Annotated in this window: 20 protein-coding genes; 10 read left to right on the top strand and 10 right to left on the bottom strand. The window is 69.7% G+C overall.

Annotated features, from left to right (window positions below; all coding sequences use genetic code 11):
• Positions 1-2 precede the first annotated feature (2 nt).
• The 3 genes from ACYVBN_RS09275 (at position 3) to ACYVBN_RS09285 (ending at position 2,864) form a co-directional block, all read left to right on the top strand.
• Positions 3-1,271, top strand: coding sequence for a fatty acid desaturase family protein (locus ACYVBN_RS09275; protein ID WP_460600840.1), 1,269 nt, complete (start codon positions 3-5; stop codon positions 1,269-1,271).
• An 80-nt stretch (positions 1,272-1,351) separates the two neighbouring features.
• Positions 1,352-1,543 carry a hypothetical protein gene (locus ACYVBN_RS09280; RefSeq protein WP_460600251.1) on the top strand — a complete coding sequence of 64 codons (192 nt, stop codon included), beginning with the start codon at positions 1,352-1,354 and terminating at the stop codon, positions 1,541-1,543.
• A gap of 10 nt (positions 1,544-1,553) precedes the next feature.
• Positions 1,554-2,864, top strand: a complete 1,311-nt coding sequence (locus tag ACYVBN_RS09285; RefSeq protein WP_460600252.1) for an MFS transporter — start codon at positions 1,554-1,556, stop codon at positions 2,862-2,864.
• Here ACYVBN_RS09285 and ACYVBN_RS09290 read toward each other — a convergent pair.
• Positions 2,816-3,562 carry a hypothetical protein gene (locus ACYVBN_RS09290; protein ID WP_460600253.1) on the bottom strand — a complete coding sequence of 249 codons (747 nt, stop codon included), beginning with the start codon at positions 3,560-3,562 and terminating at the stop codon, positions 2,816-2,818. The two genes, ACYVBN_RS09285 and ACYVBN_RS09290, sit on opposite strands and share 49 nt — an antisense overlap.
• 145 nt (positions 3,563-3,707) lie before the next feature.
• Here ACYVBN_RS09290 and ACYVBN_RS09295 point away from each other — a divergent pair, with 145 nt between their 5' ends.
• Complete coding sequence (locus tag ACYVBN_RS09295; RefSeq protein ID WP_460600254.1) at positions 3,708-4,451, top strand: histidine phosphatase family protein; 744 nt, start codon at positions 3,708-3,710, stop codon at positions 4,449-4,451.
• A gap of 142 nt (positions 4,452-4,593) precedes the next feature.
• On the opposite strand, the gene ACYVBN_RS09300 is transcribed toward ACYVBN_RS09295, so the two are convergent.
• The gene (locus ACYVBN_RS09300; protein WP_460600255.1) at positions 4,594-6,387 is read right to left on the bottom strand and encodes a long-chain-acyl-CoA synthetase; all 1,794 of its coding nucleotides are present in this window, start codon (positions 6,385-6,387) and stop codon (positions 4,594-4,596) included.
• Between the two features lie 217 nt (positions 6,388-6,604).
• Between ACYVBN_RS09300 and ACYVBN_RS09305 the strand changes: the two genes are divergently transcribed.
• Together ACYVBN_RS09305 and ligD are read left to right on the top strand one after the other, a co-directional pair.
• The gene (locus ACYVBN_RS09305) at positions 6,605-8,179 is read left to right on the top strand and encodes an ABC-F family ATP-binding cassette domain-containing protein (RefSeq protein ID WP_460600256.1); all 1,575 of its coding nucleotides are present in this window, start codon (positions 6,605-6,607) and stop codon (positions 8,177-8,179) included.
• A 132-nt stretch (positions 8,180-8,311) separates the two neighbouring features.
• A complete protein-coding gene (gene ligD / locus ACYVBN_RS09310; protein ID WP_460600257.1) occupies positions 8,312-9,277 on the top strand; it encodes a non-homologous end-joining DNA ligase in 966 nt (321 codons plus the stop codon).
• Positions 9,278-9,452: 175 nt separating this feature from the next.
• Here the strand turns inward: ligD and ACYVBN_RS09315 are convergent, their stop codons facing one another.
• Both ACYVBN_RS09315 and ACYVBN_RS09320 read right to left on the bottom strand, forming a co-directional pair.
• Positions 9,453-11,393, bottom strand: a complete 1,941-nt coding sequence (locus ACYVBN_RS09315; protein ID WP_460600258.1) for an ArnT family glycosyltransferase — start codon at positions 11,391-11,393, stop codon at positions 9,453-9,455.
• Between the two features lie 219 nt (positions 11,394-11,612).
• Positions 11,613-12,179 carry a TetR/AcrR family transcriptional regulator gene (locus tag ACYVBN_RS09320; RefSeq protein WP_460600259.1) on the bottom strand — a complete coding sequence of 189 codons (567 nt, stop codon included), beginning with the start codon at positions 12,177-12,179 and terminating at the stop codon, positions 11,613-11,615.
• A gap of 106 nt (positions 12,180-12,285) precedes the next feature.
• Between ACYVBN_RS09320 and ACYVBN_RS09325 the strand changes: the two genes are divergently transcribed.
• Positions 12,286-13,182 (top strand): SDR family oxidoreductase, encoded by an 897-nt coding sequence (locus ACYVBN_RS09325; RefSeq protein ID WP_460600260.1) that lies wholly within the window; start codon positions 12,286-12,288, stop codon positions 13,180-13,182.
• A 12-nt stretch (positions 13,183-13,194) separates the two neighbouring features.
• Here ACYVBN_RS09325 and ACYVBN_RS09330 read toward each other — a convergent pair whose 3' ends face one another.
• The 3 genes from ACYVBN_RS09330 to ACYVBN_RS09340 form a co-directional block, all read right to left on the bottom strand.
• A complete protein-coding gene (locus ACYVBN_RS09330; protein ID WP_460600261.1) occupies positions 13,195-13,851 on the bottom strand; it encodes an NAD(P)-dependent oxidoreductase in 657 nt (218 codons plus the stop codon).
• An 8-nt stretch (positions 13,852-13,859) separates the two neighbouring features.
• A complete protein-coding gene (locus ACYVBN_RS09335; RefSeq protein WP_460600262.1) occupies positions 13,860-14,747 on the bottom strand; it encodes an SDR family NAD(P)-dependent oxidoreductase in 888 nt (295 codons plus the stop codon).
• A 112-nt stretch (positions 14,748-14,859) separates the two neighbouring features.
• Positions 14,860-18,099: a DEAD/DEAH box helicase gene (locus tag ACYVBN_RS09340; protein ID WP_460600263.1), complete on the bottom strand. Its 3,240-nt coding sequence runs from the start codon at positions 18,097-18,099 to the stop codon at positions 14,860-14,862.
• Positions 18,100-18,346: 247 nt separating this feature from the next.
• On the opposite strand from ACYVBN_RS09340, the gene ACYVBN_RS09345 reads away from it, so the two are divergent.
• Positions 18,347-18,826 (top strand): hypothetical protein, encoded by a 480-nt coding sequence (locus ACYVBN_RS09345; protein WP_460600264.1) that lies wholly within the window; start codon positions 18,347-18,349, stop codon positions 18,824-18,826.
• A gap of 454 nt (positions 18,827-19,280) precedes the next feature.
• Here ACYVBN_RS09345 and ACYVBN_RS09350 read toward each other — a convergent pair whose 3' ends face one another.
• Complete coding sequence (locus ACYVBN_RS09350; RefSeq protein WP_460600265.1) at positions 19,281-21,335, bottom strand: glutamine-dependent NAD(+) synthetase; 2,055 nt, start codon at positions 21,333-21,335, stop codon at positions 19,281-19,283.
• A gap of 68 nt (positions 21,336-21,403) precedes the next feature.
• Between ACYVBN_RS09350 and ACYVBN_RS09355 the strand changes: the two genes are divergently transcribed.
• Positions 21,404-22,612 carry an MFS transporter gene (locus ACYVBN_RS09355; RefSeq protein ID WP_460600266.1) on the top strand — a complete coding sequence of 403 codons (1,209 nt, stop codon included), beginning with the start codon at positions 21,404-21,406 and terminating at the stop codon, positions 22,610-22,612.
• A gap of 9 nt (positions 22,613-22,621) precedes the next feature.
• Positions 22,622-23,443: an alpha/beta hydrolase family protein gene (locus ACYVBN_RS09360; RefSeq protein ID WP_460600267.1), complete on the top strand. Its 822-nt coding sequence runs from the start codon at positions 22,622-22,624 to the stop codon at positions 23,441-23,443.
• Here ACYVBN_RS09360 and ACYVBN_RS09365 read toward each other — a convergent pair.
• Both ACYVBN_RS09365 and ACYVBN_RS09370 read right to left on the bottom strand, forming a co-directional pair.
• A complete protein-coding gene (locus tag ACYVBN_RS09365; protein ID WP_460600268.1) occupies positions 23,440-24,234 on the bottom strand; it encodes a crotonase/enoyl-CoA hydratase family protein in 795 nt (264 codons plus the stop codon). The genes ACYVBN_RS09360 and ACYVBN_RS09365 overlap by 4 nt on opposite strands.
• An 11-nt stretch (positions 24,235-24,245) precedes the next feature.
• Positions 24,246-25,550, bottom strand: coding sequence for a low temperature requirement protein A (locus ACYVBN_RS09370; protein WP_460600269.1), 1,305 nt, complete (start codon positions 25,548-25,550; stop codon positions 24,246-24,248).
• Between the last annotated feature and the right edge of the window lie 11 nt (positions 25,551-25,561).

Genomic DNA, 25,561 nt, shown 5'->3' on the forward strand with positions numbered 1-25,561 from the left:
AGATCGTGACGCTCACTCCTGAACTGACCAACGAGACCACCGCGACCCCCACCGCGGTCAAGAAGCGCACCGGCGTCCTGCCGACCACCGGCGCACCCCTGGTCAGGCCGGACGATGCCGCGCACCTGACCGACGAGCAGGTGCACCAGCTCGGAGTCGAGCTGGACGCGATCCGCGACGAGGTGATCGCCCAGCGTGGCGCTTCGGACGCGGCATACATCCGCCGGGTGATCCGGATCGCCCGCGGCCTGGACGCCGGTGGCCGCATCGCGCTGGCCTTCAGCAAGAGCAAGCTCGGCTGGACGCTCGGCACCGGCGCCATCGCGCTGTGCAAGGTGCTGGAGAACATGGAGATCGGGCACAACGTGCTGCACGGCCAGTGGGACTGGATGCGCGACCCCGACATCCACTCCACCACCTGGGAGTGGGACTTCGTGGCCCCGGCCCGGGGCTGGCAGCACACGCACAACGACATCCACCACACCTGGACCAACGTGCTGGGCAAGGACCGTGACGTCGGCTACAACATCCTGCGGGTCAGCGACGACCAGCCGTGGCAGCCGCGGGACATCTTCAACCCGGTCGTCAACGCCGCCCTCGCGCCGTTGTTCGAGTGGGGCATCGCGTCCTACGACCTCGAGTGGGACATGGTCTCGGCCGGTCTGAAGACCAAGGAGGAGTTCAACTCCGACCTCGCGGCCCTGAAGAAGAAGGCGATCCGCCAGGTCGCCAAGGACTACCTCGCGACGCCGGCGGCCGGGCTGCTGGCCGGCAACTCCTTCAAGCGCGGCCTGGCCGGCACCGTCACCGCCAACGTGGTCCGCAACGTGTGGGCGCACGCGGTGATCTTCTGCGGCCACTTCCCGGACGGGGTGGACGTCTTCACCGAGGAGATGATCGAGGGCGAGACCCGCGGTGACTGGTACATCCGCCAGATGCTCGGGTCGGCCAACCTGTCCGGCTCCAAGCTCTTCCACATCCTGACCGGCAACCTGTCGCACCAGATCGAGCACCACTGCTTCCCGGACCTGCCGTCCAACCGCTACATCGAGGTCGCGCCCAAGCTGCGCGCCGTATGCCGCAAGTACGGCCTGCCCTACACCACCGGCCCGCTGCCCAAGCAGCTCTTCCAGACCTGGAAGAAGATCTGCCAGCTGGCGCTCCCGGACGAAGACCGATGGGAGACCATCAAGGCGGTCTACTCCCCTAACAAGGAGAAGCGGCGCCGGGCTCGTATGGCGCTGCCGAAGCCGGTCCCGCGCACCGCCTGATCCGGCGACTGCCGGCCCTCACCGGACCGCCATACGGCTCGCACAGCGGGGCCACACCGGCGGCCGGTTGAGTGGTCGGCATGAGCACCACGAGCACGTTGCTGCACCACGACGATTCGTCCGGTTTCCTGCGGCGTGCCGGCCGCGCTGTCCTGGGCAGCGCGGCCATTCTCGTCGCGGGCGCCGGTGCGCAGCCGGCGGCGCAAGCAGCAACCGGCTCCGGTGCGGCCTCGGCGGCGCGGGACGGTTTGGCTGCCGGGCACAGCGGGTAGCCGCGCCAGGGTGCGCGCGAGTCTGGAGGCACGCCTGCGAGGGATCCGCCAGGACGTCGACGGGGCCCGGCCGGTGCACGTCGTCCTCACCCTCGCCGCAGTGCTGGCTCTGCAGGCCGCCGACGGCTCGGCCATCGGGTCGGACGCGACCGCCCTGGAGTCCGGGCTCGGCATCACCGTCACCCAGATCGGCCTCCTGCTGAGCGTCGGGATCATCGTCGGTGCGGTCATGTCGGTGCCGGCCGGTGTGCTGGTGGACCGCTTCAATCGCACGCGGTTGCTCACCTGGAGTGTTGCCTGTTGGGGCGTTGCAATGACCGCATCGGCCGCAGCACCCGGTTACCGGTGGCTGCTGGCCGCGCGCCTCGGACTCGGTGGCGTCGCCGCCACCGCGGGGCCGGCCATCGCCTCGCTGATGGGCGACTACGTGCCGGCCAGACACCGCGCCCGGATCTACGGCTACGTGCTGTGCGGCGAACTGATCGGTGCGGGTTTCGGCCTGGTGGTCGCCGGCGAACTGGCCACCATCAACTGGCGGATCCCGTTGGTGTCCCTCGCGGTTCCCACCATCGTGGTGTGCTGGCTGCTGCACCGGCTGCCCGAGCCGAACCGCGGCGCGCAGGCGGAGCCCACGGTGTCCGGCGATCCCGGCGGCCCTTTGTCGCTGTGGCAGGCGGTCCGGTATGTGCTGAGCATACGGACGAACGTCGTGCTGATCGTGGCATCGGCGCTGGGATATCTCTTCTTCGCCGGAGTGCGTGGTTTCGCAGTGCAATTCGCCGAAGAGCAGTACTCACTGGCGCAACCCGTCGCGGTTCTGGTCGGGCTGTTCATCGGGGTGGCCGCGGTGATCGGCCTCGTGCTGGGCGGGCGTTTCGCCGACCGGCTGCTGCGCAACGGCCATCCGACGGCCCGCATCGTCGTGCCTGCGTGCAGTGTGTTCGTCGCGACCGCGGCGTTCCTGCCGGGCATCCTGACGCACCACCTCTGGCTCGCCATGCCCTTGCTGCTCGTGGGTGGCGCCGGCATCGGTGCCTCGACCGCCCCGTTGGACGCGGCGCGGCTCGACATCGTGCGGGCGAACACCTGGGGGCGGGCCGAGGCCGTGCGCACGCTGCTGCGTGACGCTGCCGAAGGCGGCAGCCCACTGCTCTTCGGCTTCCTGGCCGGTTCGGTGTTCGCCGGGCACCACGGGTTGCGTGACGCGTTCGCGCTCACCTTGCTGGCCCTGGTCGGCGAAGGGATCGTGCTGATCACCATCGCCCGGCGGACCTACCAGCGCGACCGGGACGCGGTCGCCTCGACCCGTACCCGGCGGTGAGCTGCCGCGCCGATCACGGCGCCCACGACTGCACCGATCAACCCGGCCGCCGCCAGCACGATCGCGGTGATGATGGCGGCTGAACTGCCGTGCCAGGACCCGACGTGGATCCGCGGGAACAGGTCGAACTGGTAGAGCACCGCATACTTCGTGCTGGACGCCTCGACGATCAATGACGCCACCACGGCGGCGATCGCTGCCCAGAACCACACCGACAGCCCCTCCAGCGCTCCGTGCTTGCGCGCCATCGTGCCGCAGACGTAGCCGCCGATGAGGCACACCAGGAAGGCCAGGATCAGCAGGGCGATGGCGCCGCTCCAGGTGACCGACGCCGGCTGGCCGGCGCGAGCGCCGTCCAGGGCCTTCGCGATGGTGTGGCCGGAGCCGGCCCGGGCCACCACGGCGTGCACGACGGACGCGATGACGACGTAACTGCCGACCGCGGCGAGGAACCCGCACAATCCGCTGCCGAACTGCGGTGCACGCGGGGCGATCCGGCGTTTCTCGACGACGACGTCGGATGCCACCGGCCGGACCGCCTCCGCGTCACCGGCGTCCCGGACCGCGCGCCGGTCCTCCGGTGCGTCACCGCGTGCGTCATCGCGCACTGCCGGATCGCGTACGTCGTCCGCCGACCGCTCCCGGTCGGCGACATCGTCGTCGTTCTTGTGCAATGGATTGAATCGCATGGTCATCATCTCGATTCCTGATCGGGTGCGCTGTCGGTCGCTGGACGCGTGCAGCCGGTACCTGTCGCTACCCCCGCCCGGCATACCCAAACAGCCCGACGGCCGCTGCGCTCCCCCGCCGACACTTCGCGGGGGCCCCGGCTAGGTTGATGCCATGCCTCGTTCGATCCTGCTGGTGCGGCACGGCCAAGCCTCGTTCGGCAAGAGCGACTACGACCAGCTCAGCGACGTCGGCCGCACCCAGGCGCGGCTGCTCGGGCAGTTCTTCAGCACCCGGGAGGTCCGGCCCGACCGCATCGTCAGCGGCAGCCTCAACCGGCAACGCCAGACCGCCGCGGGCATCTGCGTCGCCGCCGGGTGGGTCACGCCGACCGACGTGGACGCGGCCTGGAACGAGCTGGACCACGTGGAGGTCATCAACGCGTTCAAGCCGGCATACAAGAACATGCTGGTGCTCAAGGCCGACATGGTCCGCACCCTGCGCCCGCGGGCCGCCTTCGAGGACATGTTCACCCAGGCGATCGCCCGCTGGGCCGGCGGCGAGCACGACGAGGACTACACCGAGAGCTTCGCCGCCTTCGACACCCGGGTGCGCACCGCGATGTCGTCGCTGCTCGACGGCGACGCCGAGTGCACCCTGGTGGTCTCCAGCGTCGGCCTGATCTCCTGGATCATCGCGCGGCTGCTCGTGCGCGAACCCTGGGACCGCGACGTGCGCGACCCGGAACGCCCCGACACCAACGACCTGGCGATCGAGAGCATCTGGCGCGCCACCTCGATGGCCGGCTACAACACCGGCGTCACCCGGCTGCAACTCGACAAGGACGGCCTCCCGCAGCTGCTGACCTACAACGAGATCGGCCATCTGCCCGAGGCCAAACTCGTCACCGCCCGCTGAATACCGAGCGGACACATTACGCACTGACAGGACACGAAAACCGGGCCCGATCACGCCCGATATCGTGTCCTGTCGGTGCGTTTCGTGTCCTGTCGGCGAAGCGGCGCGTCGGTCGGGGGCGCCTCGGTCAGGGGCGCGACGGTCAGACGCGCGGGTACCTGCCTGACACGACGTCGTCGACATAGCCGTCGTACATCGGCACATAGCCGCCCGCAGCGTCGGTCAGCACCAGGACGGAGTCGTCGCCGGCCTCGGTGAACCCCTGGTTGCGCAGCTCGACCTTGCGGCTCTTGAACGTCGAGGTGTGCTCCAGCGAATCCGTGATCCGGATGAAGAGCGGCACCGCGTATGACGGCAAGGAGCCGGCCAGCCGGGCGGCCCAGGCGCGCCCGTCCAACTCCGCTCCGTCGTGGAGGACGACGGCCGCCATACCTGCCTTGCCGTCTGTGCCGGGCACCTGCACGCCGTAGACGGTGACGTCGTCGACCTCGGCGAGTTCGTCGATGGCGCCCTCCACCTCGGTAGTCGCGACGTTCTCGCCCTTCCACCGGAAGGTGTCGCCCAGCCGGTCCACGAACGCCACGTGGGTCAGCCCCTGGTGGCGGACCAGGTCGCCCGTGTTGAACCAGATGTCGCCGTCCTTGAACCCGCCCCGCACCAGCTTCGCCTCGGTGGCGTCCTCGTCGGTGTAACCGTCGAACGGCGCCCGGCCGGTCACCTTCGCCAGCAGCAGCCCGACCTCACCCTTCTTCACCTTGTGCAGCCGGCCCTTGGCGTCCCGGGTGGCCGCACCGGTCTCGGTGTCGTAGGCCACGACCGAGTAGGGCAACGGACAGGTGCCGGCGGTCTGGTCGAGGTTGTAGGCGTTGATGAAGGCGATGTTGCACTCGCTCGCGCCGTAGAACTCGGCAATCCGGGCGATGCCGAAGCGCCCCTGGAACTCCTGCCAGATGTCGGGCCGCAGTCCGTTGCCGACGATGACGCGTATGCCGTGCTCGCGGTCGACCGGCCGTTGCGGCTGGGCGAGCAGATAGCGGCACAACTCGCCGATGTAGACGAACGCCGTGGCGTCATACCGGATGCAGTCGTCCCAGAAGTGGCTCGCCGAGAACTTCGGCGGGATCGCCATCGCCGCCCCGCTGACCAGCACCGCGCCGAGCGCGACCGTGACCGCGTTGTTGTGGTAGAGCGGCAACGGGCAGTACATCGTGTCGGCCGGCTTCAGCCGCACGCCGAGTGCGCCCAGGCCGCTGTAGGACTTCAGCCAGCGGAAGTGGCTCATCACCGACGCCTTCGGCATACCGGTGGTGCCGGAGGTGAAGATGTAGAACGCCTTCTCGTGGGCGACGATCTGCTCGCAGACCGCCGGATCCTGCTCCGACTGCGCCTCGGCCGCCTGATGCAACTCGGTGAACGTCAGCGTCTTCTGGGCACTGGCGGCACCGCCTGCCGTCGCGAAGGCGTCGGCGCAGTCGTCCTCGACGACGACGACGCGGGCGTCCAGGATGCCGAGGCTGTGCGCGAGGACGTCGGAGCGCTGATGGTGGTTGAGCAGGCCGGCGATGGCCCCGAGCTTGACCGTCGCGAGCATCACCAGCAGGTTGTCGATCCCGTTGTGCGCCATCAGCCCGACCACGTCGCCGCGCGCGACGCCGAGCGACTGCAGCACGTGGGCGTAACGATTGACCAACGCGTTGGCCTCGCCATACGTGAGGGTGCGGACGCCGCCCTTCCCGTCCTCGCCCTTGACGAACGAGCGGTCCGGGTGCCGGGCGGCGTTCTTCTGGAAGATCAGGCCCAGGGAGTTCTTGGCGGTCGGCTTGCGCAACAACAGGCCCGGCGCCTCGCGGGCGAGCAACGGCAGGTCCGGCAGGATGCCGAGTGCGCCCTTGCCGAGATCGAGCAGGCTGACGCGCTGACGGGTCTGTGGGCTCACGGGAACGACTCCTTGCTGCTGACTCCGAGGCTCCGGGCAACCCAGCTTACCCACGAGTAACCAGTTGGTCAGGGGTTCGGGAACCGTTAATGAATTGTGCACACCGGATCGCACATGTCACAGTGTCCGGACCATGAAGAGCTGAATCCGTCATCGCTCGCGCCCGCGGCGGCACCTGCCCGGCGAGCCCACCCACATCTCGTGGAACGGATGCTTCATGTCATTGCAGATCACCGATCTCGTCTTCTCGTATGCCGACCGCCGCGTCCTGGACGGCGTGAGCCTGTCCGTCGCACCCGGCTCGACCGTCGGGCTGGTCGGCGAGAACGGCTCCGGCAAGTCCACGCTGCTGCACCTCGTCGCCGGATTGCGCGATGCCGACGGCGGTGCCGTGCGCCGGCCGGAGGACTGCGGCTACTTCAGTCAGGACAGCGGGCTGGACCCCTCGGCCACCCTCTCCGAGGTGTTGTATGACGCCCTGGCGCCGTTGCACGAAGCCGTCGAGCACCTGGAGTCCCTCGCGGCGCGATTAGAGCACCAGCCCGAGCTCGCCGACGACTACGCGCGACTGCTGGACTGGGCCACCCTGCACGACGCCTGGGACGCGGACCGCCGTGCCGAGGTCGCGGCGCACCGGCTGGGACTCGGCGCACTGGAGCCGACGCGGACGGTCGCGTCCATGTCCGGCGGCGAACGCTCCCGGTTGGCCCTCGCGGCGCTGCTGACCCGCCGTCCCGAGGTCTTGCTGCTCGACGAACCGACGAACCATCTCGACGATCAAGCGCTGGATTTCCTGGAACAACAGTTGAATTCGATGACGGGTGCCACACTGGTCGCCTCGCACGACCGGGTCTTCCTCGATCACGTGTGCACCGCGATCGTCGATCTCGATCCGTCGCACTTCGGCACCGATGGTCGGGGTGGCCGCCTCTTCTCGGGCAATTTCACCGACTACCTGGCGGCCAAACATGCTGCCCGCGAGCGTTGGCAGGAGGAGTTCGAGGCGCAGCAGGAGGAGCTCAACGGATTGCGCGCGGCGGCGCGCACGACCAACACCGACATCGCCCACGACCGCGGACCGCGGGACAACGACAAGTTCATCTACGGGTTCAAGGGCCAGCGTGTCCAGGCGACGGTGAGCCGCCGACGCCGCAACGCCGAGCAGCGCATCGAGTTGCTGGAGCGTGAGCGGATCCCGAAACCGCCTGCGGTGATGCAGTTCTCGGGCTCGTTCGACCGCGAGCCGATCGCAGCGGTGTCGCTGCGTGACGTGCGAGTGGCCGGCCGGTTGCGGTGCGACCGGCTGGACGTGGCACCGGGAGACCACCTGCTGGTCACGGGCGCGAACGGCGCCGGGAAGTCGACGCTGCTGGACGTGATCGCCGGGCGGCGCGTCCCGGACTCCGGCCGGGTCGATGTCCACGCCCGCCAGGTCGGCCTGCTCACGCAGGACGTCAGCCTGGCCGACCGGTCGATGTCGGCGGGTGCGCTCTTCGCCGACCTGTCGATCTCGTTGTCGTCGTTGGGGCTGCTGCATCCGCGCGACCACGGGCGTCCGATCGGTGAGCTGAGCCTGGGCCAGCAACGCCGGGTGGAACTGGCGCTGTTGCTCGCCCAGCAGCCGGACCTGTTGCTGCTCGACGAACCGACCAACCACCTGTCGCTGACATTGGTCGACGAACTCGAGGAGGCGCTCGACCTCAGCCCGGTCACCGTCATACTCGCCAGCCACGACCGGTGGATCCGGCGACGCTGGACGGGTGAGCGGACCGCGCTGGAGCCGGCGAGTTGAGGGCTGCGTCGCGGTGCGGCCGGCCCGTGTCGCGGATGCCCGCGAAAGTCGCGACCAATGCACGCCATGGACGCGACGCGCGCCCGGTCGCGAGCCGCAGCGGAGAGTGGCGCCGGCGACTACGTTGGGCCCATGGCAGCCAAGGGCAGCACACCCGCGACCGAGGTCGAGGCCGGCGAGCACCTGATTCGTGTCTCGCACCCGGATCGCGTCTACTTCCCCGAGCGCGGGGAGACGAAGCTGGATCTCGCGCACTACTACCTGGCCGTCGGTGACGGCATCGTGCGGGCGCTGCGCGACCGGCCCACCATGCTGCACCGTTACCCGACAGGGGTCACCGGTGAGAAGGTGCACCAGAAGCGGGTGCCCCGTGGGGCGCCGGACTGGTTGGAAACCGTCAACATCCACTTCCCGCGCTGGAATCGCACGGCGGACGAGCTGTGCGTGACGGAGATCGGTGCGGTGATCTGGGCCGTGCAGATGTCGACCGTGGAGTTCCACCCGTGGAACTCGCGGCGTTTCGACGTCGAGCGGCCCGACGAATGGCGCATCGATCTGGACCCGATGCCCGAAGCGGGCCTCGGTCGGGTGCGGCGCACCGCGCACGTCGCGCACGAACTGCTCGACGAACTCGGCATCACCGGCTACCCGAAGACCTCCGGCGGGTCCGGCCTGCACGTCTACGTCCGCATCGAGCCCGAGTGGGGTTTCCAGGACGTCCGCCGGGCAGCGCTCGCCTTCGCCCGCGAGGTCGAACGCCGCGCGCCCGAGGACGTGACGACGACCTGGTGGCGCAAGGACCGCGACCCGAGCATGGTCTTCGTCGACTACAACCAGAACACCCGCGATCACACCATCGCCGCCGCCTACTCGGTGCGCGGCAATGCGGCGGGCACCGTCTCGACACCGTTCAGCTGGGACGAGCTCGACGACATCGAGCCGCAGGACTGCACCATCGCCACCGTGCCGCAGCGGTATGCCGAGCGCGGCGACCTCACGGCCGGCATCGACGACGAGGCGTTCCGGCTCGACACGTTGCTGGAGTGGGCCGACCGCGACGAGCGCGAGGGCGCCGAAGAACCGCCGGAACTTGACTGATCGTCGCGTCAGCCGCCGACGTCCGAAACCTGTGTCACCACTGCTGATTCGTCGATGCCACCACGACCCAGCGTCCCCCGTAGCACCGACAGGTGCGCTTCGACGACCGGGTCCGTGCCGGAACGTCTGGCGAACTCCTCTGTTCTTGGAGGATTTCCACGGCCTACCTTCGTGTTCACTTGCTCGCGGACGGCGAACCGGTCGGCTGGGTGAGGTCGTAGAAGGTCGATCCTCCGAGCGTCACTGCCGTGTAGTGCGCCTCCACCCACGAGGTGATCTGCTGCGCCACATCGGAACCGCCCTGCTGCCCGCCACCGCCGACGCCACCGGCCAGGAAGTAGTGGATGCGCGCGGCCGCCACGTCGCTCCGGAACTGCGCCAGCGTGGGCGACGGATCGCTGCCGTTGAAACCGCCGATCGGCATCACCGGCTCCCCGGTTGCCAGCTGTAGGCCTGCGGCATTGTTGCTGCCGATGGCCGCGGCGACCCAGGTGTATTTGCCGGCATCCGCCTGCAGCGCGGTGACGATGGCAGTGCCGGGGGTGTTCGCGTCGAGCAGTCCGCCCACCCCGCCTGCACCCCCACGCCGGCTCGGGCCCGGGCCGGCAGCCTGTCCCGGCGGCCGTCCCGGGCCGGCGGCCCGTCCGGGCGGCGCCCCGGGACCCGCGCCCATGACGCTAATGCCACTGGGCCCCGCCGTCGGGATCGATCCGGTGTGTGCCGAGGTCACCGTGCTCCAGCTGTATGCCGCGGGCCCGGCCAACCCGGCGGCGATCGCGGCGACCAGCACCACGGGAATCACCGTGCGAGGCAACCACTTCAGCGCCAGCAGCAGGACGGCGGACGCCATACCGACCGCCAGGATCGACAGCCGCAGCCAGTCACCGTAGGCCGACACCCGGGTGAGCAGGATGAACGACCAGGTGGCAGTCGCGGCCGTCGCTGCCGCGAGGGTGATCGACCCGACCGCATCACGCCGGCGCTCCCAGGCTTCCTGCGCGCCCATGCCGACCGCTGCGGCGATCGCCGGTGCGAGAGCGACCGTGTAGTACTGGTGGAAGATGCCCGCCATGAACGAGAAGGTCAGGCCGGTGACCAGCAGCCAGCCGCCCCAGACGAGGTATGCCGCCCGGCGTGCGTCGGTCCGCGGCCGCCTGCCCCGCAGAGCGATGCCGGCGCCGAGCAGGACCAGCGCGGCGGGAAGCAGCCACGAGACCTGACTGCCGACCTCCGATCCGAACATCCTGGTGAGACCCGGGACGCCCCACGTGCCGCCGCCGGCACCGCCCGGCCCTCCGCTACCGACCGAACCGGTCTCCTGGCCGCTCAACCGGCCGAAACCGTTGTAACCGAAGGTGAGATCCCAGAACGAATTCGTCTGGCTGCCACCGATGTACGGCCGCGCACCGGCCGGAGTCAATTGCACGATGAGCACCCACCACCCCGCGGCGGCGACCATCGCGACCAGGCCGGCACCAAGGCCGAGCAGTCGACGCGTCCGGCCGGTCCGCGCGGCGACGACATACGCGATCGCGAAGAACGGTATGACGAGGAAGACCTGGAACGTCTTGGTGAGGAAGCCGAAGCCGAGAAACATCCCGGCCAGCGCCGTCCACCGGGCGGAGCCCTGTTCGATCGCCCGCAACGTGGCCCAGGCACCGAGTGTCATCAACAGGACGAGCAGGGCGTCGGGATTGTTGAACCGGAACATCAACGCTGCCACCGGAGTCAGCGCGAGCACGGCACCGGAGAGAAGGCCGGCTGCCGGGCCGAAGTGTCGCCGCACCATCGAATAGACCAGGCCGACCGTCGCGACGCCCATTAGTACTTCCGGCATCAGGATGGCGAACGAGTTGAGGCCGAAGACCCTGATCGAGAGCGCCATCACCCACAGCGCGGCGGGTGGTTTGTCCACCGTGATCGAGTTGGCCGCATCCGAGGAGCCGAAGAAGAAGGCTTCCCAGTCGACCGAACCAGCCTGGGCCGCAGCCGAATAGAACGAGTTCGCCCACCCGCTCGCCGTCAGGTTCGAGAAGTACAGCACCGCCGTCGCGACCAGCAGCGCGATCATCGACGGACGGGCCCAGGGCGGATCCTCCTCGTGTCCGCGCCACATCCGGGAGAGCCGATCCGGGGCCAGGACAGCACCGGCACCCGAGGATGCGCCGCTACGGACTGCCTGATCTGAGCTCCGCAGTGGTGCGGTCACCGAATCCATGGCGAGAACCGTGACGCCGCTGCTTGTGGCACTGCTGTGGCGTCAACCTGGGCCGCCCGTGAACGGTCAGCGGACCTGCCGCCCTTTGCCAGCGCGCCGCGGGCTCCCGGACCTGACTCAGACCGACACCAGGGCCGCCATCGCGTCGAGCCGCTCCCGCGCCAGCTCGGCCATGCTGCGCTCCTCGCCGTCGGCGATCCACTGCTGGAACGCCAGATGAAAGATCGTCACACCGGCTTCGGCGGCGAGTGTCGCCGTCGGTTCACCGATCCCGCGATCTCGCATCAACTCACCGAGCCGCGTCTTCAAGCTGGCCAGCTTGCCGAGTTCACGCTCCTGCAGCGCGGGTTCACTGCCGATGATCGCGGCACGCGTCCGGGCGAACGTCCGGCGCTCCAGCGGGAAGAACTCACCCGCCGCTTCCAGCGCACGCCGGACGAGTTCATAGGCCGGGGTGCCCGCGGGCGCCGCCTCGATGGGGTCGGTGAACAACTGCAGGAAGTCCTCCTGTCCGGCGAAGAGCACCTCGCGCTTGTCGGCGAAGTGGCGGAAGAACGTCCGCTCGGTGAGTTCGGCCGCTCCGGCGATCTCGGCGACGGTCGTCTGCTCGAACCCGTGCTCGGCGAACAACCGCAGGGCGACCGCCTGCAGTCGTTCCCGTGCTCCGGGTTGCCATCGCGCCATACCCGGATGGTACTGATGACAGTCCCTGACATCAAGGTGTACCGTCGTTGATGTCAGTTAGTGACATCACGTCGATGTGAAGTGCTCCTCCCGAAAGGACTCAGCCATGCACGTATTCGTCACCGGAGCCTCCGGCTGGATCGGCTCGGCCACCGTCGATGACCTGCTGCAGGCAGGCCACGAGGTGACCGGTCTGGCCCGCTCCGACGCCTCCGCCGCCGCGCTGCACGCACAAGGCGTGACGGTGCTGCGCGGCGACCTGGACGACCTGGACTCGCTGCGCCGCGGAGCGCAGGCAGCGGACGGCGTCATACACCTTGCCAACAAACATGATTGGGCGAATCCGGCGATTTCTGCCGCTGCCGAGCGCGCAGCCGTGGAGACGATCGGTGAGGCACTGGTCGACAGCGATCGGCCGTTCGTCTTCGCGTCGGGGGTGGCCGGCCTCGTTCACGGCCGGCCGGCCACCGAGGACGACCCCAGCCCGCATGTCGGTCCGAACTCCCTGCGCGGCGGCGCCGAGAACCGGGCCTTCGAGTTCGTCGACCAGGGCGTGCGCGCCGTGGCGGCCCGGTTCGCGCCCACGGTGCACGGCGCCGGAGACCATGGCTTCATCGCCTACCTGGTCGCCACCGCCCGCGACCGCGGCGTGTCCGGGTATGTCGGCGACGGCACCAATCGATGGGCGGCGGTGCACCGCTCGGATGCCGCCCGGCTCGTGCGGCTCGGTCTGGAGGGCGCCGCACCCGGGGCGCGGCTGCACGTCACGGCGGAAGTGGGCGTGCCCCTGAAGGACGTCGCCGAAGCGATCGGCGCCGGACTCGGACTGCCGGTCGTGTCGGTCGATCCGGACGACGCGCCGGCGCACTTCGGCTTCCTCGGCCGGTTCGTCGGCGCGGACGGCGCCACCAGCTCCGAGCTGACCCAGTCGCTGCTGGGGTGGGTCCCCACCGGCCCGACGTTGCTGGAGGACATCAAGGCCGGCGCCTACTTCGAGGTGTGAGCCGCGGCGGACCTACAACGCGGCGACGGCGTCGGCGATCGGCGTGCCGCCGTTGTTGAACCGCACCATCGCCCCGATGGTGTTGTCCGCCGGGATCAGGGCGGCCACCACGGCCGCGACGTCGGCCCGTGAGACGGCACCGGCCGCCAGCGCGTCCTGGCCCCCGACCTCGATGCGTCCGGTCGGCTCGTCGTCGGTGAGCCGGCTGGGCGCAGCTATGGTCCACCGCAGGCCCGTGCCGCGCAGATATTCATCGGCCGCGGCCTTGGCCTCGGCATACGCGAAGAACGAGTCATCCTCGGGGACACCGTGATCCGGCGAGGCACCGAAGTACGAAACCATGACGTAGCGCTCGATGCCGAGCTCTGCCGTGGCGTTCATGCTGCGGATCGCGGCGTCGCGGTCGACCGCATAGGTGCGCGCCGGGTTGCCGCCGCCGGCGCCCGCCGACCAGACCACGGTGTCGACGCCCTTGAGCAGGTCGCCCAGCGCGGCGACGTCGAGTTGCTCCACGTCGGCCACGAGGGGCGTCGCGCCGGTCGAGGCGACCTCGGGTGCGTGGTCCTCGTTGCGGAACAGCGATCGCACCTGGTGGCCCTCGCCGACCAGCTGCCGCGCCAGCAGCATCGCGACCTTGCCGTGCCCGCCGATGATGGCGACCGAACTCATCTCAGACCTCACTTCTTCCTGGTGCCCAGCGCCTGGAGCTTCTCGACGATCTTCGGTGTCGCCGGCCGGCCCGTGCCGACCTGCCGGCCGGCCGCGTTCATCGCTCGATCGTAGATCGGTCGCGCGAAGCGCTTGGCGGCATACGCGATGTGACCGTCACGGTCGGTCAGGATGATGTGCTTGCCGGCCTTCATGCCGGCGAAGGCGACCGCCGCCACCTGGTCCGCCGACCGCGGCGCCTTGGTGATCATGTCGGTGCCGCTGGCCTCCATGTCCACGTCCTTGCCGTGGAACGACTCGGCCAGATGGGTGCGGAAGAACGACGGGCAGATGACCGACACACCGATGCCCCACGGTGCCAGCTCCGACCGCAACGTCTCGCTGATCGCCACCACACCCGCCTTGACCGCGTTGTATGACGCCATCGCCGGCGCGTGGACCAGCCCCGCGAGCGACGCGGTGTTGACGATCTGTCCGCTGCCCTGCTGCTTCATCATCGGCACGAAGGTGTGACATCCGCGGGCGACGCCGAGCAGGTTGATGTCGGTGATGCGCCGCCACTCCTCCATGTCCGCGACGTCGATCCGGCCGCCGGCCGCGATGCCGGCATTGTTGACCAGCAGGTCCAACCCGCCGTAGGTGGACTCCACGAAGGCGCGGGCCGCGTCCCAGTCCTCGTCGCGGCTGACGTCGAGCCGCACATAGTCGACGCCCTCGGGCAGCGATCCCTCCGGTGCGTCCTGGTGCACGTCGCCCACCAGGACGCGGGCACCGTCGGCCACCAACAGGCGAACCAGGGCCTGACCGAGACCGGAGCAGCCGCCGGTGACCAGGCACCGGGCGGCGGCATAGGAGCGGGCAGGCCGACGGGTGCGAGCAGCGAGAAGTGTGCGCATGCCTGCCACCCTAGACATTCTTACCGGCCGGTAGGTGGCGCGGCGGGCCGTCGGTGACGGCCGGCCGGTGCGGCCCGCGGGCCCGGTGCACGCCGCGACTGCACGCCGCGACTCATTCCAGCAACGCCCGAATGTCGTCGGGCGTGATGGCGCCCCCGACACCGCCGTCGCCGTCCACGACCTTCTCGAAGAGCGCGCGCTTGCGCTCCTGCAGCGCGACGACCTTCTCCTCGATGGTGCCGGCGCTGACCAGCCGGTAGACCATGACCGGTCTGTCCTGCCCGATGCGGTGCACGCGGTCGATGGCCTGCGCCTCGGTCGCGGGGTTCCACCACGGGTCGAGCACGAAGACGTAGTCGGCCTCGGTGAGGGTCAGGCCGACACCGCCGGCCTTCAACGAGATCAGGAAGACCGGGTCGTCGCCGTTCTTGAAGTCGTCGATGACCTGCTGCCGCTTGCGGGTGCGACCGTCCAGGTAGGAACTGGCGAGGCCGGCCTTGTCGAGGGCGTCGCGCGCCAATCGCAGGAACGTGGTGAACTGACTGAAGACGAGTGCGCGGTGGCCTTCCGCTGCGAGCTCGCCGATCTGCTCGACCAGCAGGGCCAGTTTCGCGGACATCTCGCTCTCGGTGCTGGGCACCTCGTCGACCAGTCTCGGATCGAGGGCCAGCTGCCGCAGCCGGGTCAGCGCGGCCAGGATCGCCACGCGGTTGCCCTCCGGGTCCTCCAGCAGCCCGAGCACCCGCTGCCGCTCACGTTGCAGGTGCCGCTCGTAGGTCTGGCGGTGTTTGGCGGTCAGCTCCACCCCGAGCAGCTGCACCTGCTTGGGTGGCAGATCGCCGGCCACCTGCTCCTTGGTGCGACGCAGCATGAGCGGCCGGACGCGACGGCGCAGTTGGTCGAGCAGCTCCGGAGACTCGCCCCGCTCGATCGGCTTGCGGTAGCGCTGCTTGAACAGGTCGGGGCGCGGATAGAGCCCGGGCGCTGCGAGCGCCAGCATCGACCACAGGTCCATCAGCGAGTTCTCCAGCGGGGTGCCGGTGATCGCGAGGGTGAACGGCGCACCGATCCGCTTGGCCGCCTGGAAGGTCTTGGACGTGTGGTTCTTGACCCACTGGGCCTCGTCGAGCACCAAACCGTTCCAGCGGGTCTGGGCGAACTGGTCGGCGTCCAGCCGCAGCACCGCGTATGACGTCACCACCACATGGGCGCCCGCGATGGCCTCGGCGACAGTGCTGCCGCGGCGCTTGCCGGTCTCGCTGAGGGCGACCACGCGCAGGTCCGGCACGAATCGGGCCGCCTCGCTCACCCAGGTGCCGACCACCGAACTCGGTGCGACGACGAGCACCGGCACGTCCAGCTCGCCTTCCTCCCGGGCTCGCGCGAGCAGCGCCAACGTCTGCAGGGTCTTGCCCAGACCCATGTCGTCGGCCAGCACGCCGCCCAGCGCGCAGTCCCACAGCGCGGCCAGCCAGGTGAAGCCGTCCAGCTGATAGGAGCGCAACGTCGCGTGCAGCGACCGCGGAATGCTCGGGGCGGTGAACCGGTCGAGGTCACGCACCCGCTCCAGCTGGCGGGTCCATCGCTCGCTCTGCTGATCGATGACGCCCAGCTGCTCGAGCTCCTCCCACAAGCCGACGTGGAATCTGTTGAGCGCGAGGCCCTCGCGCTGCTTGTCGGACAGCTCTCGCGCCTCGGCGATCAGCCGCTCGAGCTGCAGCAGCTCGGGCCGGTCGAGACTGAACCAGGTGCCGGACGCCAGCAGCATGGCCTCGTCGCCCCGCGCCAGCGCGGCGAACAGCTCGGCGAAGGGCACCTCCTCACCGTCGATGGTGACGGTCACGTGCAGGTCGAGCCAGTCGGTGTCCTCGGAGTCCGAGGCGCCGATGCGGATCACCGGCGCCACGGTGCTCTCCTCGAACGACGGCAGCTCGCCGTCGATGACCAGGTCGAGGTCGTCACACTCCTCCAACTCGGTCAGGCTCTCCGCGAACCGCACCGCCGGCCACCCGCGCAGCAGGCTGCGTCCCACGGGCCACCAGCCGAGCCCGCCGACCAGCTCCATCAGCTCGTGCTCGCGCAGCGTCTCCTCGAGCCGGGCCACCAGCGCGTGCTCGCCGGCGCGGTCGCGGGTGCGGTCGTAGCTGTCGAGGGCGACCGGCTTGGCGTGCTTGCCGGCGTAGAGCATCTCGGCCGAGACATGGATGGCCTGCGGCTCCGGCGCGCTGAGGGTGAGCCGCAACCGGATCGGCTCCGGCACCGGCAATCCGTCGCCGGCCACCAGGTGCAGCTGGCGGGTCAGCCGCGGATAGTAGAGGTCGCGGAACTCCTCCGCGTCCTCCGCCGGCACGTCCACCGGCCCGTCGAGCAGCAACGCCCGTGACGCCGAGCTCAGCGGGCCGTCGAGTGCTGCCAGCACGATGCTGCCGTCGTGGCCGACGCGGGCGATGCCGTGGCCCGGGTCGCCCAGGACGACGATCTCGCCGGTCTGCTCGCCCAGGCCCACGACACTCGCCGACCCGCGCAAGGAGCCATCGTCGCGAGCGCCGAAATCGGCGGCGACCCGGACCGGATCGGGCACGAAGCGGACCTCACCGTGGCCGTTGTATGCCGGCAGCAGCTCCACTCCCGCGGCGAGGCACTCGCGCAGCGCGGGCCATACCCCGGCATTGCTCTCATCCAGCTGGACCAGTGGGGCGCCCAGCGACCAGGCGTGCCGGCGGCCGGCGGTGACGTCGCGCAGCGCGGTGACCGCGTCGGCCTGTGCGAGATGGAAGCGTCGGCGGATGCGGTTGAGTCCGACCTCGTCCCAGGAGGCCTGTTTGGACCACCGCTCGGCCTTGGTGCGGTGGGCCAGGCTCAGCGCGATGCGGGTGACGCGCCGCCGGCCGCGCAGCTCATGACCGGCCGACACCCGCAGCGCGAGGCGCACGCCGTCGTCGTGCTGATCGATGCGCGGCTCCTCCAGCTGCTCCTGGACGAACTTGCGCCACGCGGGCAGTTGCGGCGCGCCACCCCCCAGGTGGTCGCGTGCCGTCAGCAGCGTCGCCGCGACGTGCTTGCACTCGGTCGCCACCGGACAGGAACACCGCGAGTGCCATTCGGGCACCCCCTCGAAGTCCTGCATCCGGGTGATCATCACCGTGTAGGGCCGGTCCCGGTTGCCCTCGACGGTGGCCAGCAGCAGCCTGCCCTGATCGCCGGTGTTGATCGACTGCACCCGTTCGGAGTCGACATACAGCTCCGCGCGGGCCAGGGTCAGCTCGCCCATCCGCTCGGCGAGTTGATCGGGTGTCACCCGTTGCACCCACTCGGCGCCGCGCAGGTGCACCGAGGAGTCGTCCCTCGTCATCGGTGCACCTCCCCGAGCCCGAGTGCCGCCCTTCGGTCGGGCAGCTGGAGTGCGGCCGGCTTGTTCACGCTCCGACGGTAGCCCTCGGGGATGACAATCGCGGTCGGCGCCCGGCGCCGCGTGGATGACGAGCGCCGCGCGTCGGGGTTGTGGACGAGCCGTCGGACAGGTCACAAGATGATGTGGATTCGACCGGTAATTCGAGACGACCCTTCACGCGACCGGGTCGACGACGGATACTCGACCCATGCGCAGGGCACAGAACGTCATCGGACTGTGCCTGGCGTTCCTCGTCCTGCTGGGCGTGTTCGGCCTGTGGTTGTGGGGCAAACCGCGCACGACCGTCGCCATACCGCCGACGTCCGCGGCTCCCGCCCAGGTGGTGCGCACCTTCGCCCACGCGCTGAACGAACGGGACTATTCCACCGCCAAGGCCATGGTCGTGGGCGACAAGGAGGGCGTCGACGCGGCGTGGTGGGATCTGCACGGTCCGCGGGTCGAGGAGCTGCGGATCATCAGCACCGGCCCGGTCACGACCGGGCGCAAGTGCGACAGCGACACCGCTGGCGGCTGGAAGCAGTGCGTCGTGGTCGACACAACGTCGACGTTCCGGCACGTCAAGGGCCTGACCAAGGGCGACAAGCCCACCCATGAGCCGTGGACCTACTACCTGGTCCGCAACGGCAACTCCCAGCACTGGCGGATCCTGGACTGGGCGAAGGGCTGAGCCGGCCGGGCGTGCCGTGGCTCGTACCTTTCCCGACCCTGGGGAGAGTTTGGTACGCCCCGCGGCCCCAGACCCGGACCTTTCCCGACCCTGGGGAGACTTCGGTACACCCCGCTGCCCCAGACCCGGACCTTTCCCGACCCTGGGGAGACTTCGGTACACCCCGCTGCCCCAGACCCGGACCTTTCCCGACCCTGGGGAGACTTCGGTACACCCCGCGGCCCCAGACCCGGACCTTTCCCGACCCTGGGGAGACTTCGGTACACCCCGCGGCCCCAGACCCGGACCTTTCCCGACCCTGGGGAGACTTCGGTACACCAAGCGGCCCCAGACCCGGACCATTCGCGACCCTGGGGAGACTTCGGTACACCCCCGGACGTCATACCCGGACCATTCCCGACCCTGGGGAGACTTCGGTACACCCCCGGGGGCGCGCCGAGGTGCAGTCACCCAGCTATTCCTTCGGCACACCTTCGGCCAGGTCGCGCAGCCAGGCCGCGGCATTGCCGTCGCTGGGCGCGCGCCAGTCACCGCGCGGCGACAGCGCACCCCCGGCCACGACCTTCGGACCGTTGGGCAGCGCCGACCGCTTGAACTGGCTGAACGCGAAGAACCGCCGGACGAAAAGCTCCAGCCACGAGCGGATCTCCGGCAGCTCGTATGCCGTCCGCCGCTCCGGCGGGTAGCCCGGGGGCCAGTCACCGGCCGCCGCATCGTGCCACGCGTGCCACGACAGGAACGCGATGCGGGTGGGCCGCATGCCGTGCCGCAGCGTGTGGAACAGGTTGAAGTCCTGCAGGGCGTAGGGGCCGATCGCGTCCTCGGTGGACTGCGGCTTCTCGTCGGCGCCGGCCGGCACCAGCTCGGGACTGATCTCCGCGTCGAGGATGGTCTGCAGCGTCACGGCCGCGGACTCGTCGAAGTGCCCGGCGCCGATCACCCAACGGATCAGATGCTGGATCATCGTCTTGGGGATGCCGGCGTTGACGTTGTAGTGCGACATCTGGTCGCCGACGCCATACGTGCACCAGCCGAGCGCCAGCTCGGACAGGTCGCCGGTGCCGAGGACGATGCCGCCCTCCTTGTTCGCGATGCGGAAGAGGTAGTCGTAGCGCAACCCGGCCTGGACGTTCTCGAAGGTGATGTCGTAGACGGGCGCGCCGTCACCGGCCGGGTGGCCCAGGTCGCGCAGCATCTGGGTGGCGGCCGGCCGGATGTCGAGCTCCTCGAAGGTCACCCCCATCGCGTGCGCCAGCTCGGTCGCGGCCGACTTGCTGGCACTGCCGGTGGCGAAGCCGGGCATGGTGTAGGCGAGTATGTCGCTGCGCGGACGCCCCAGTTCGTCCATCGCACGGGCCGCCACCAGCAGCGCATGCGTGGAGTCCAGACCTCCCGAGACGCCGATGACGATCTTCGGGCCGCCGATCGCCCGCAGCCGCTGTTTCAGCGCGGTGACCTGGATCGTGTAGGCCTCGTAGCAGTCCTGCGCCAGGTGCGCCGGATCGTCCGGCACGAACGGGAAGCGCTGCAGCTTGCGGCGCAGCCCGATGTCCTCGCGTGGCGGGTCGAGCCGGAACGCGACCTGCCGAAAATCCCTGGTGTCAGGATGAGTTCGCGCGTTGTCCGCCAGCGAACCGTCCCGCAGTCGCTCCTGCCGGAGCCGATCCAGGTCGACGTCGACGACCGTGCGAGTGGCCTCCTGGGGGAAGCGCTCGCCCTTGCCGAGCAGCGTCCCGCACTCGTGGATCATCGTCATGCCGTCCCAGGAGAGATCCGTGGTCGACTCGCCATACCCCGACGCCGCATAGATGTATGCCGCAAGGCATCTCGAGCTCTGCGCCGCCGCGAGCGCCTGCCGGTCCGCCGCCCGACCGACCGTGATCGGACTACCCGAGATGTTGACCAGCACGTTCGCGCCCGCCAGTGCGGCGACCGACGACGGCGGGATCGGCACCCACATGTCCTCGCAGACCTCGACGTGCAGCGCCAGCGACGGCAGGTCCTCGGCCGCGAAGATCAGGTCCGGCCCGAACGGCACGCACGCACCGCCGGCCGTGCCGCCGAGCGTGATCGACGCACCACGCTGATCGTCCCCGGGCGCGAAGTAGCGCTTGTCGTAGAACTCCCGGTAGTTGGGCAGATAGCTCTTCGGCGCGACGCCCAGGACGACCCCGCGGTGGATCACCACCGCACAGTTGTAGAGCCGCAACCCCTTGCGCAACGGTGCACCGACGACCACGACCGGCAGCAGGTCCGCCGTCGCTGCCGCGATGTCACCGATCGCACGCTCGACCGCATCGAGCACAGCGTCCTGCATCACCAGGTCATCGATCGCATAGCCGGTCAGGCACATCTCCGGGAATGCCGCCACCGCAACGGAATCCGCATCACATGCGCGGATCTGCTCGATGATCATCGCCGCGTTGGCGTCGGGATCGGCGATCGCCGTCGGGACGGTGCACGCTGCGATGCGTGCGAAGCCCTGGTCGTATGCCGAGTAGAAGTTCATACCCGCAGTCTGCCAAGTCACCGTGGGCGCTGCCGTCGACCCGGCCGTCCGCTGTCATCCTTGACGCCATGCGCTTCCCTGGCTGGCTCCGCGTCGCGTCCGCCATGTTCGTCGTCGGCTGGGGCGCCAACCAGTTCACCCCGCTGCTGCTGGTCTATCGCGCGACCGATCACTACTCGCAGACGCTGGTCACGGCGATGTTCGCGGCATACGTCCTCGGCCTGGTGCCCGCGCTGCTGATCTCCGCCGAACTCGGCGGGCGTTTCGGGCACCGCCGGGTGATGCGCCCGGTGATGGTGCTGACCGCGCTGTCCTCGTTGTTGCTGGCGATCGGCGAGTCCGCGCCCGTGCCACTGTTCATCGGCCGGGTCCTGTACGGCGTGTGCACCGGCGCCGCGATGGCACCGGGCACCACCTGGGTGAAGGAACTGTCCACCGACGCGCCCGTCGGGACGGGCGCCCGCCGCGCGGCCATCGCCCTGTCGGCCGGGTTCGGCGGCGGCGCCTTCCTCGTCGGCTTCATGGCGCAATGGCTGCCGGCGCCGAAGGTGCTGCCGTATGCCGTGCACATCGCGCTGACCGTCGTCGCCGCCGTGCTGGTCTGGAACGCACCTCAGGAACCGGGCCGCCGAGCAGCCACGCAAGGCAGCGCCGTAGCGGCTCCGAGCGGTGACGTGCGGCACTACGCGCTCAGCCGGCACTTCTGGACCCGCATCGGACCGATGGCGCCGTGGGTGTTCGCCTGCCCGGCGATCAGCATGGTCATCCTGCCGACCCTGATCACACGGCAGATCGCCGGCGCACCGCTGGCCTTCACGGGCACTGTCTGCGGCCTCACGCTGGGCACCGGGGTGCTGGTCCAGCAGCCCGCCCGGCGGCTCGAGTCGCGTCGTCCCGGACAGGTCACTGTCCTGGGGATGCTCGCCACGGTGGCCGGCGTCCTGCTCACCGCGCTCGTCGTGACGCATCCGTCCGTGGCGTTGGTGATCATCGTCTCCATCGTGCTCGGCGCGGGTTACGGGATGAACCTGGTGGGTGGCCTGACCCGCGTCGAACGATCCTCTCCCGCAACGGAGCTGGCGATGGCCAACGCCGTGTTCTACTCGCTCACGTACGTCGGGTTCTGTGTGCCGACGGCCGTTGCGGTGCTGGTCGACCACTGGCCGGAGCGCGACGTGGTCCTGGGCCTGGGCCTGCTCGCCCTGGCCAGCCTCGTCGCCGGGGTGCTCGCCAGATCAGCCGCCCGCGCACCCGCCGTCTCCGGCCCGCCACGCTAGGCTCGGACCATGCGGGAGGAGAGGCTGACCGACCCGGAGGGCCTGCTCCTCATACCCGACGAACACTGCGGGACGGGCGTGCTCACCATCGGCGGCTCGAGTGGCCGCATCGACGCCGACCGTGCCCGCGTGCTGGCCGCACATGGTGCGCTCGCGATGTCGATCCGCTGGTTCGGCGGGCCGGGTCAGCCGGCCGGCCCTCGGCTCGTGCCGCTGGAGACCTTCTCCCGCGCGCTGGACCGCATCGCCGGCGCGTGTGACCGGCTGGTCGTCTCCGGGATGTCGTTCGGTGCCGAGGCAGCCCTGCTCACCGCGTCGTGTGACGAACGGGTCGACGCCTGCATCGGATTCGCTCCGAGTCCGGTGGCGTGGAGCTTCGTCGATCCGGACGGCTCGCAGCTGTCGCACTGGACCCGTGACGGTCGCCCGGTGCCCGCGGTGCCGTTCGACACCAGCTGGCGTCCCGACACCGATCCGCCGGCATACGTCGGCATGTACCGCCGGAGCCTCACGGTTGCCGACCCGGAAACCGTTGCAGCAGCGCAGATCCCGGTCGAGCGGATCGGTGAACTGCTACTCGTCGCAGGCGGTGACGACCAGGTCTGGCCGTCGGTGGACTTCGCCGCGCGCATCGCCGCCCGACGGGCGCACCATGCACTGGCCACCACGTCCGTCACGCTGGAGACCGCCGGTCACCGCACCCTGCTCCCCGGCGAAACACCGGTGGTGGCAGGGCAATCGATGCGTCGAGGCGGCACCGAGGACACCAACCGGGAGCTCGGCCGGTTGGCGTGGCCGCAGCTGCATCGCATCCTGCGGCTGTCGCACTAGCGGCGGGGTTGGAAGGTCGGCTCCTCGCGCCGCAGACCGGCGGTGCGGGCGATCCGGAAGTTGTTCCCCAGCAACAGTTTCGTCTGTTCCCACCGCTCCCGCGCAAAGGTATGGCGCGGGGACGACCGCCACGTCCGGTCGAAGAGCCGCTTCGCGGCGACCACCGCGTCCGGCGACCGCTGCGCGAGTGACTCCGCGAGAGCGTGCGCGGCGGCATACGGCTCCGCATCGACCTGACCGGCCAGGCCGATGCGGGCGGCATCCTCGCCGGAGATGATCTCGGCCGTCATGGTGAGCCGCTTCGCGGTCTCGATGCCGACCAGTTCGGACAGCGTCCGCACGCCACTCATGTCCGGGATCAAGCCCCATTTGCCTTCCAGCACAGACCATTTCGCGTCGGGAGCGGTGACCCGCAGGTCCGCTCCGAGAGCAATCTGGAGCCCGCCGCCGTAGCAGTGCCCGTGCACGGCAGCGATCACCGGCACCGGCACACGGCGCCAGGCCCAGCACGCCTCCTGGAAGACGTTCGTGCCCCGCCAGGGCCGCGGCAGCATGCCCAGCGGAAGCTGTTTCGGGTCGCTGGTGACCGCCTTGAAGTCCAGTCCGGCACAGAACGAGTCACCGGCACCGGACAACACGACCGCGCGGATCTGCTTGTCCCGGCGTAGTTCCCGCGCAGCTGCGGCGAGGTCGTGCAGCATCGGCAGGGTCAGGCCGTTGAGCTTGTCCGGGCGGTCCAGCCGCACGTCGGCGATGCCGTCGGCCACCGTCACGTCGATGGTGCTACTCATGAGTAGAGAGCCTAGTGCGGCGCTCTTTGCCCCGCGGCCAGACGTGCCAGTTGCGCCGCCTGCCACCGGTGCGCGCCCGCCTCGTAGGCGATGATCGTCACGAACGGCGCCGCCATGATCAGCAGCAGGCAGATCGAGATGGGCGCCCCGACCGCGGACAGGACGATCGCGCCGGCCAGCAGACCGGCGGTGAGCGCCAGGTTGATCAGGTGCAGCGGGTCGAAGCGGCCGATCAGCACGTCGTGCAACGTGTAGATCGTCGCGAGGTAGAGCGCCACCGGGAACGCCAGCAGCGTGACGGCGGCAGTCTCGGTCAGCGCGGATCCGCCGTCCAGGTAGAGGCCGAGGATGTGCAGCCCGGCTCCGGCGCCGGCGACCCCGACGAACGCGAGGATGTGGCCGTAGCCGAAGAAGTAGCCGTAGGTCGGCCGATACTGCAGGCAGACCCCGAACGGCATCAGGAAGTAGACCCACCACATGCCGAAGGTCAGCCCGATGCCGGTGATGACCACAGCGACGGCGTTCCAGCTCCACGCCTCACCGGCCGCCCCTCCCAGCAGACCCTGCGAGGAGCCGATGGTGCCCACGATCCCCTCACCGAGGGTGATGATCGCGAAGGCGCTGTACCGGTCGGCGATGTGGTCCGGGTGCCACGGGGTGCCGTTGGCGCCGCCCTGCGCGAGGACCGGGATCAGCAGCTCGCACGCCCCGAGGAGGACGCCGATCACCACGGTGACCGCGAGCGTCATCGGGACGAATCCGAAGACCACCCAGCCGGCCTGCACCACCAGCATCCTCCGGATGTTGCGCAGCGCGACCAGCCGGTATCGCCCGGATTGCCGTGAGGCCCGCCACCACTGTGCGGCGAGTGGGACGCGCATCACGATGTACCCGATGACCATCAGCCGGGTGTCGACGTGGTGACCGGCATCGACGGAGTGGAACATCGGCGGCAGGCCGAGCGCGAAGACCACCACGCCGACCATGGTCAGCATCGTCAGGGTCCGGTAGAGCCAGTCATCAGTGTCGAACGACGACGCGAACCAACTGAAGCTGATCCACGCCACGCAGATGGCGAACATCGCGAAGAGGAAGGCGAAAACCCCCTTGGCGATATGTCCCTCCGCCGCCATGTCGGCCAGTTGCGCCGCCGACATACCCACGGCCACCACGAAGATGAGGTCGAAGAGCAGCTCCAGCGGCGTGGACGCCCGCTCCCCCTCGCGCGGGTCCCGGCCGCGCATCGGGACCAGCCGTCGGCGGAACTCCGATGGTGACGGTGCGCTGCTGACGTCCTCGGCTCGGTCGGCGCTCATGACCGCCATCT

It is taken from the genome of Flexivirga lutea (assembly GCF_054778955.1).

Excerpts from the sequence above, each read along its gene's own strand:
- ACYVBN_RS09280 (WP_460600251.1), top strand. The coding sequence starts at position 1,352 with ATGAGCACCACGAGCACGTTGCTGCACCACGACGATTCGTCCGGTTTC.
- ACYVBN_RS09290 (WP_460600253.1), bottom strand. The coding sequence starts at position 3,562 with ATGATGACCATGCGATTCAATCCATTGCACAAGAACGACGACGATGTC.
- ACYVBN_RS09295 (WP_460600254.1), top strand. The coding sequence starts at position 3,708 with ATGCCTCGTTCGATCCTGCTGGTGCGGCACGGCCAAGCCTCGTTCGGC.
- ACYVBN_RS09305 (WP_460600256.1), top strand. The coding sequence starts at position 6,605 with ATGTCATTGCAGATCACCGATCTCGTCTTCTCGTATGCCGACCGCCGC.
- ligD (WP_460600257.1), top strand. The coding sequence starts at position 8,312 with ATGGCAGCCAAGGGCAGCACACCCGCGACCGAGGTCGAGGCCGGCGAG.
- ACYVBN_RS09315 (WP_460600258.1), bottom strand. The coding sequence starts at position 11,393 with ATGTGGCGCGGACACGAGGAGGATCCGCCCTGGGCCCGTCCGTCGATG.
- ACYVBN_RS09320 (WP_460600259.1), bottom strand. The coding sequence starts at position 12,179 with ATGGCGCGATGGCAACCCGGAGCACGGGAACGACTGCAGGCGGTCGCC.
- ACYVBN_RS09325 (WP_460600260.1), top strand. The coding sequence starts at position 12,286 with ATGCACGTATTCGTCACCGGAGCCTCCGGCTGGATCGGCTCGGCCACC.
- ACYVBN_RS09330 (WP_460600261.1), bottom strand. The coding sequence starts at position 13,851 with ATGAGTTCGGTCGCCATCATCGGCGGGCACGGCAAGGTCGCGATGCTG.
- ACYVBN_RS09335 (WP_460600262.1), bottom strand. The coding sequence starts at position 14,747 with ATGCGCACACTTCTCGCTGCTCGCACCCGTCGGCCTGCCCGCTCCTAT.
- ACYVBN_RS09340 (WP_460600263.1), bottom strand. The coding sequence starts at position 18,099 with ATGACGAGGGACGACTCCTCGGTGCACCTGCGCGGCGCCGAGTGGGTG.
- ACYVBN_RS09345 (WP_460600264.1), top strand. The coding sequence starts at position 18,347 with ATGCGCAGGGCACAGAACGTCATCGGACTGTGCCTGGCGTTCCTCGTC.
- ACYVBN_RS09350 (WP_460600265.1), bottom strand. The coding sequence starts at position 21,335 with ATGAACTTCTACTCGGCATACGACCAGGGCTTCGCACGCATCGCAGCG.
- ACYVBN_RS09355 (WP_460600266.1), top strand. The coding sequence starts at position 21,404 with ATGCGCTTCCCTGGCTGGCTCCGCGTCGCGTCCGCCATGTTCGTCGTC.
- ACYVBN_RS09360 (WP_460600267.1), top strand. The coding sequence starts at position 22,622 with ATGCGGGAGGAGAGGCTGACCGACCCGGAGGGCCTGCTCCTCATACCC.
- ACYVBN_RS09365 (WP_460600268.1), bottom strand. The coding sequence starts at position 24,234 with ATGAGTAGCACCATCGACGTGACGGTGGCCGACGGCATCGCCGACGTG.
- ACYVBN_RS09370 (WP_460600269.1), bottom strand. The coding sequence starts at position 25,550 with ATGAGCGCCGACCGAGCCGAGGACGTCAGCAGCGCACCGTCACCATCG.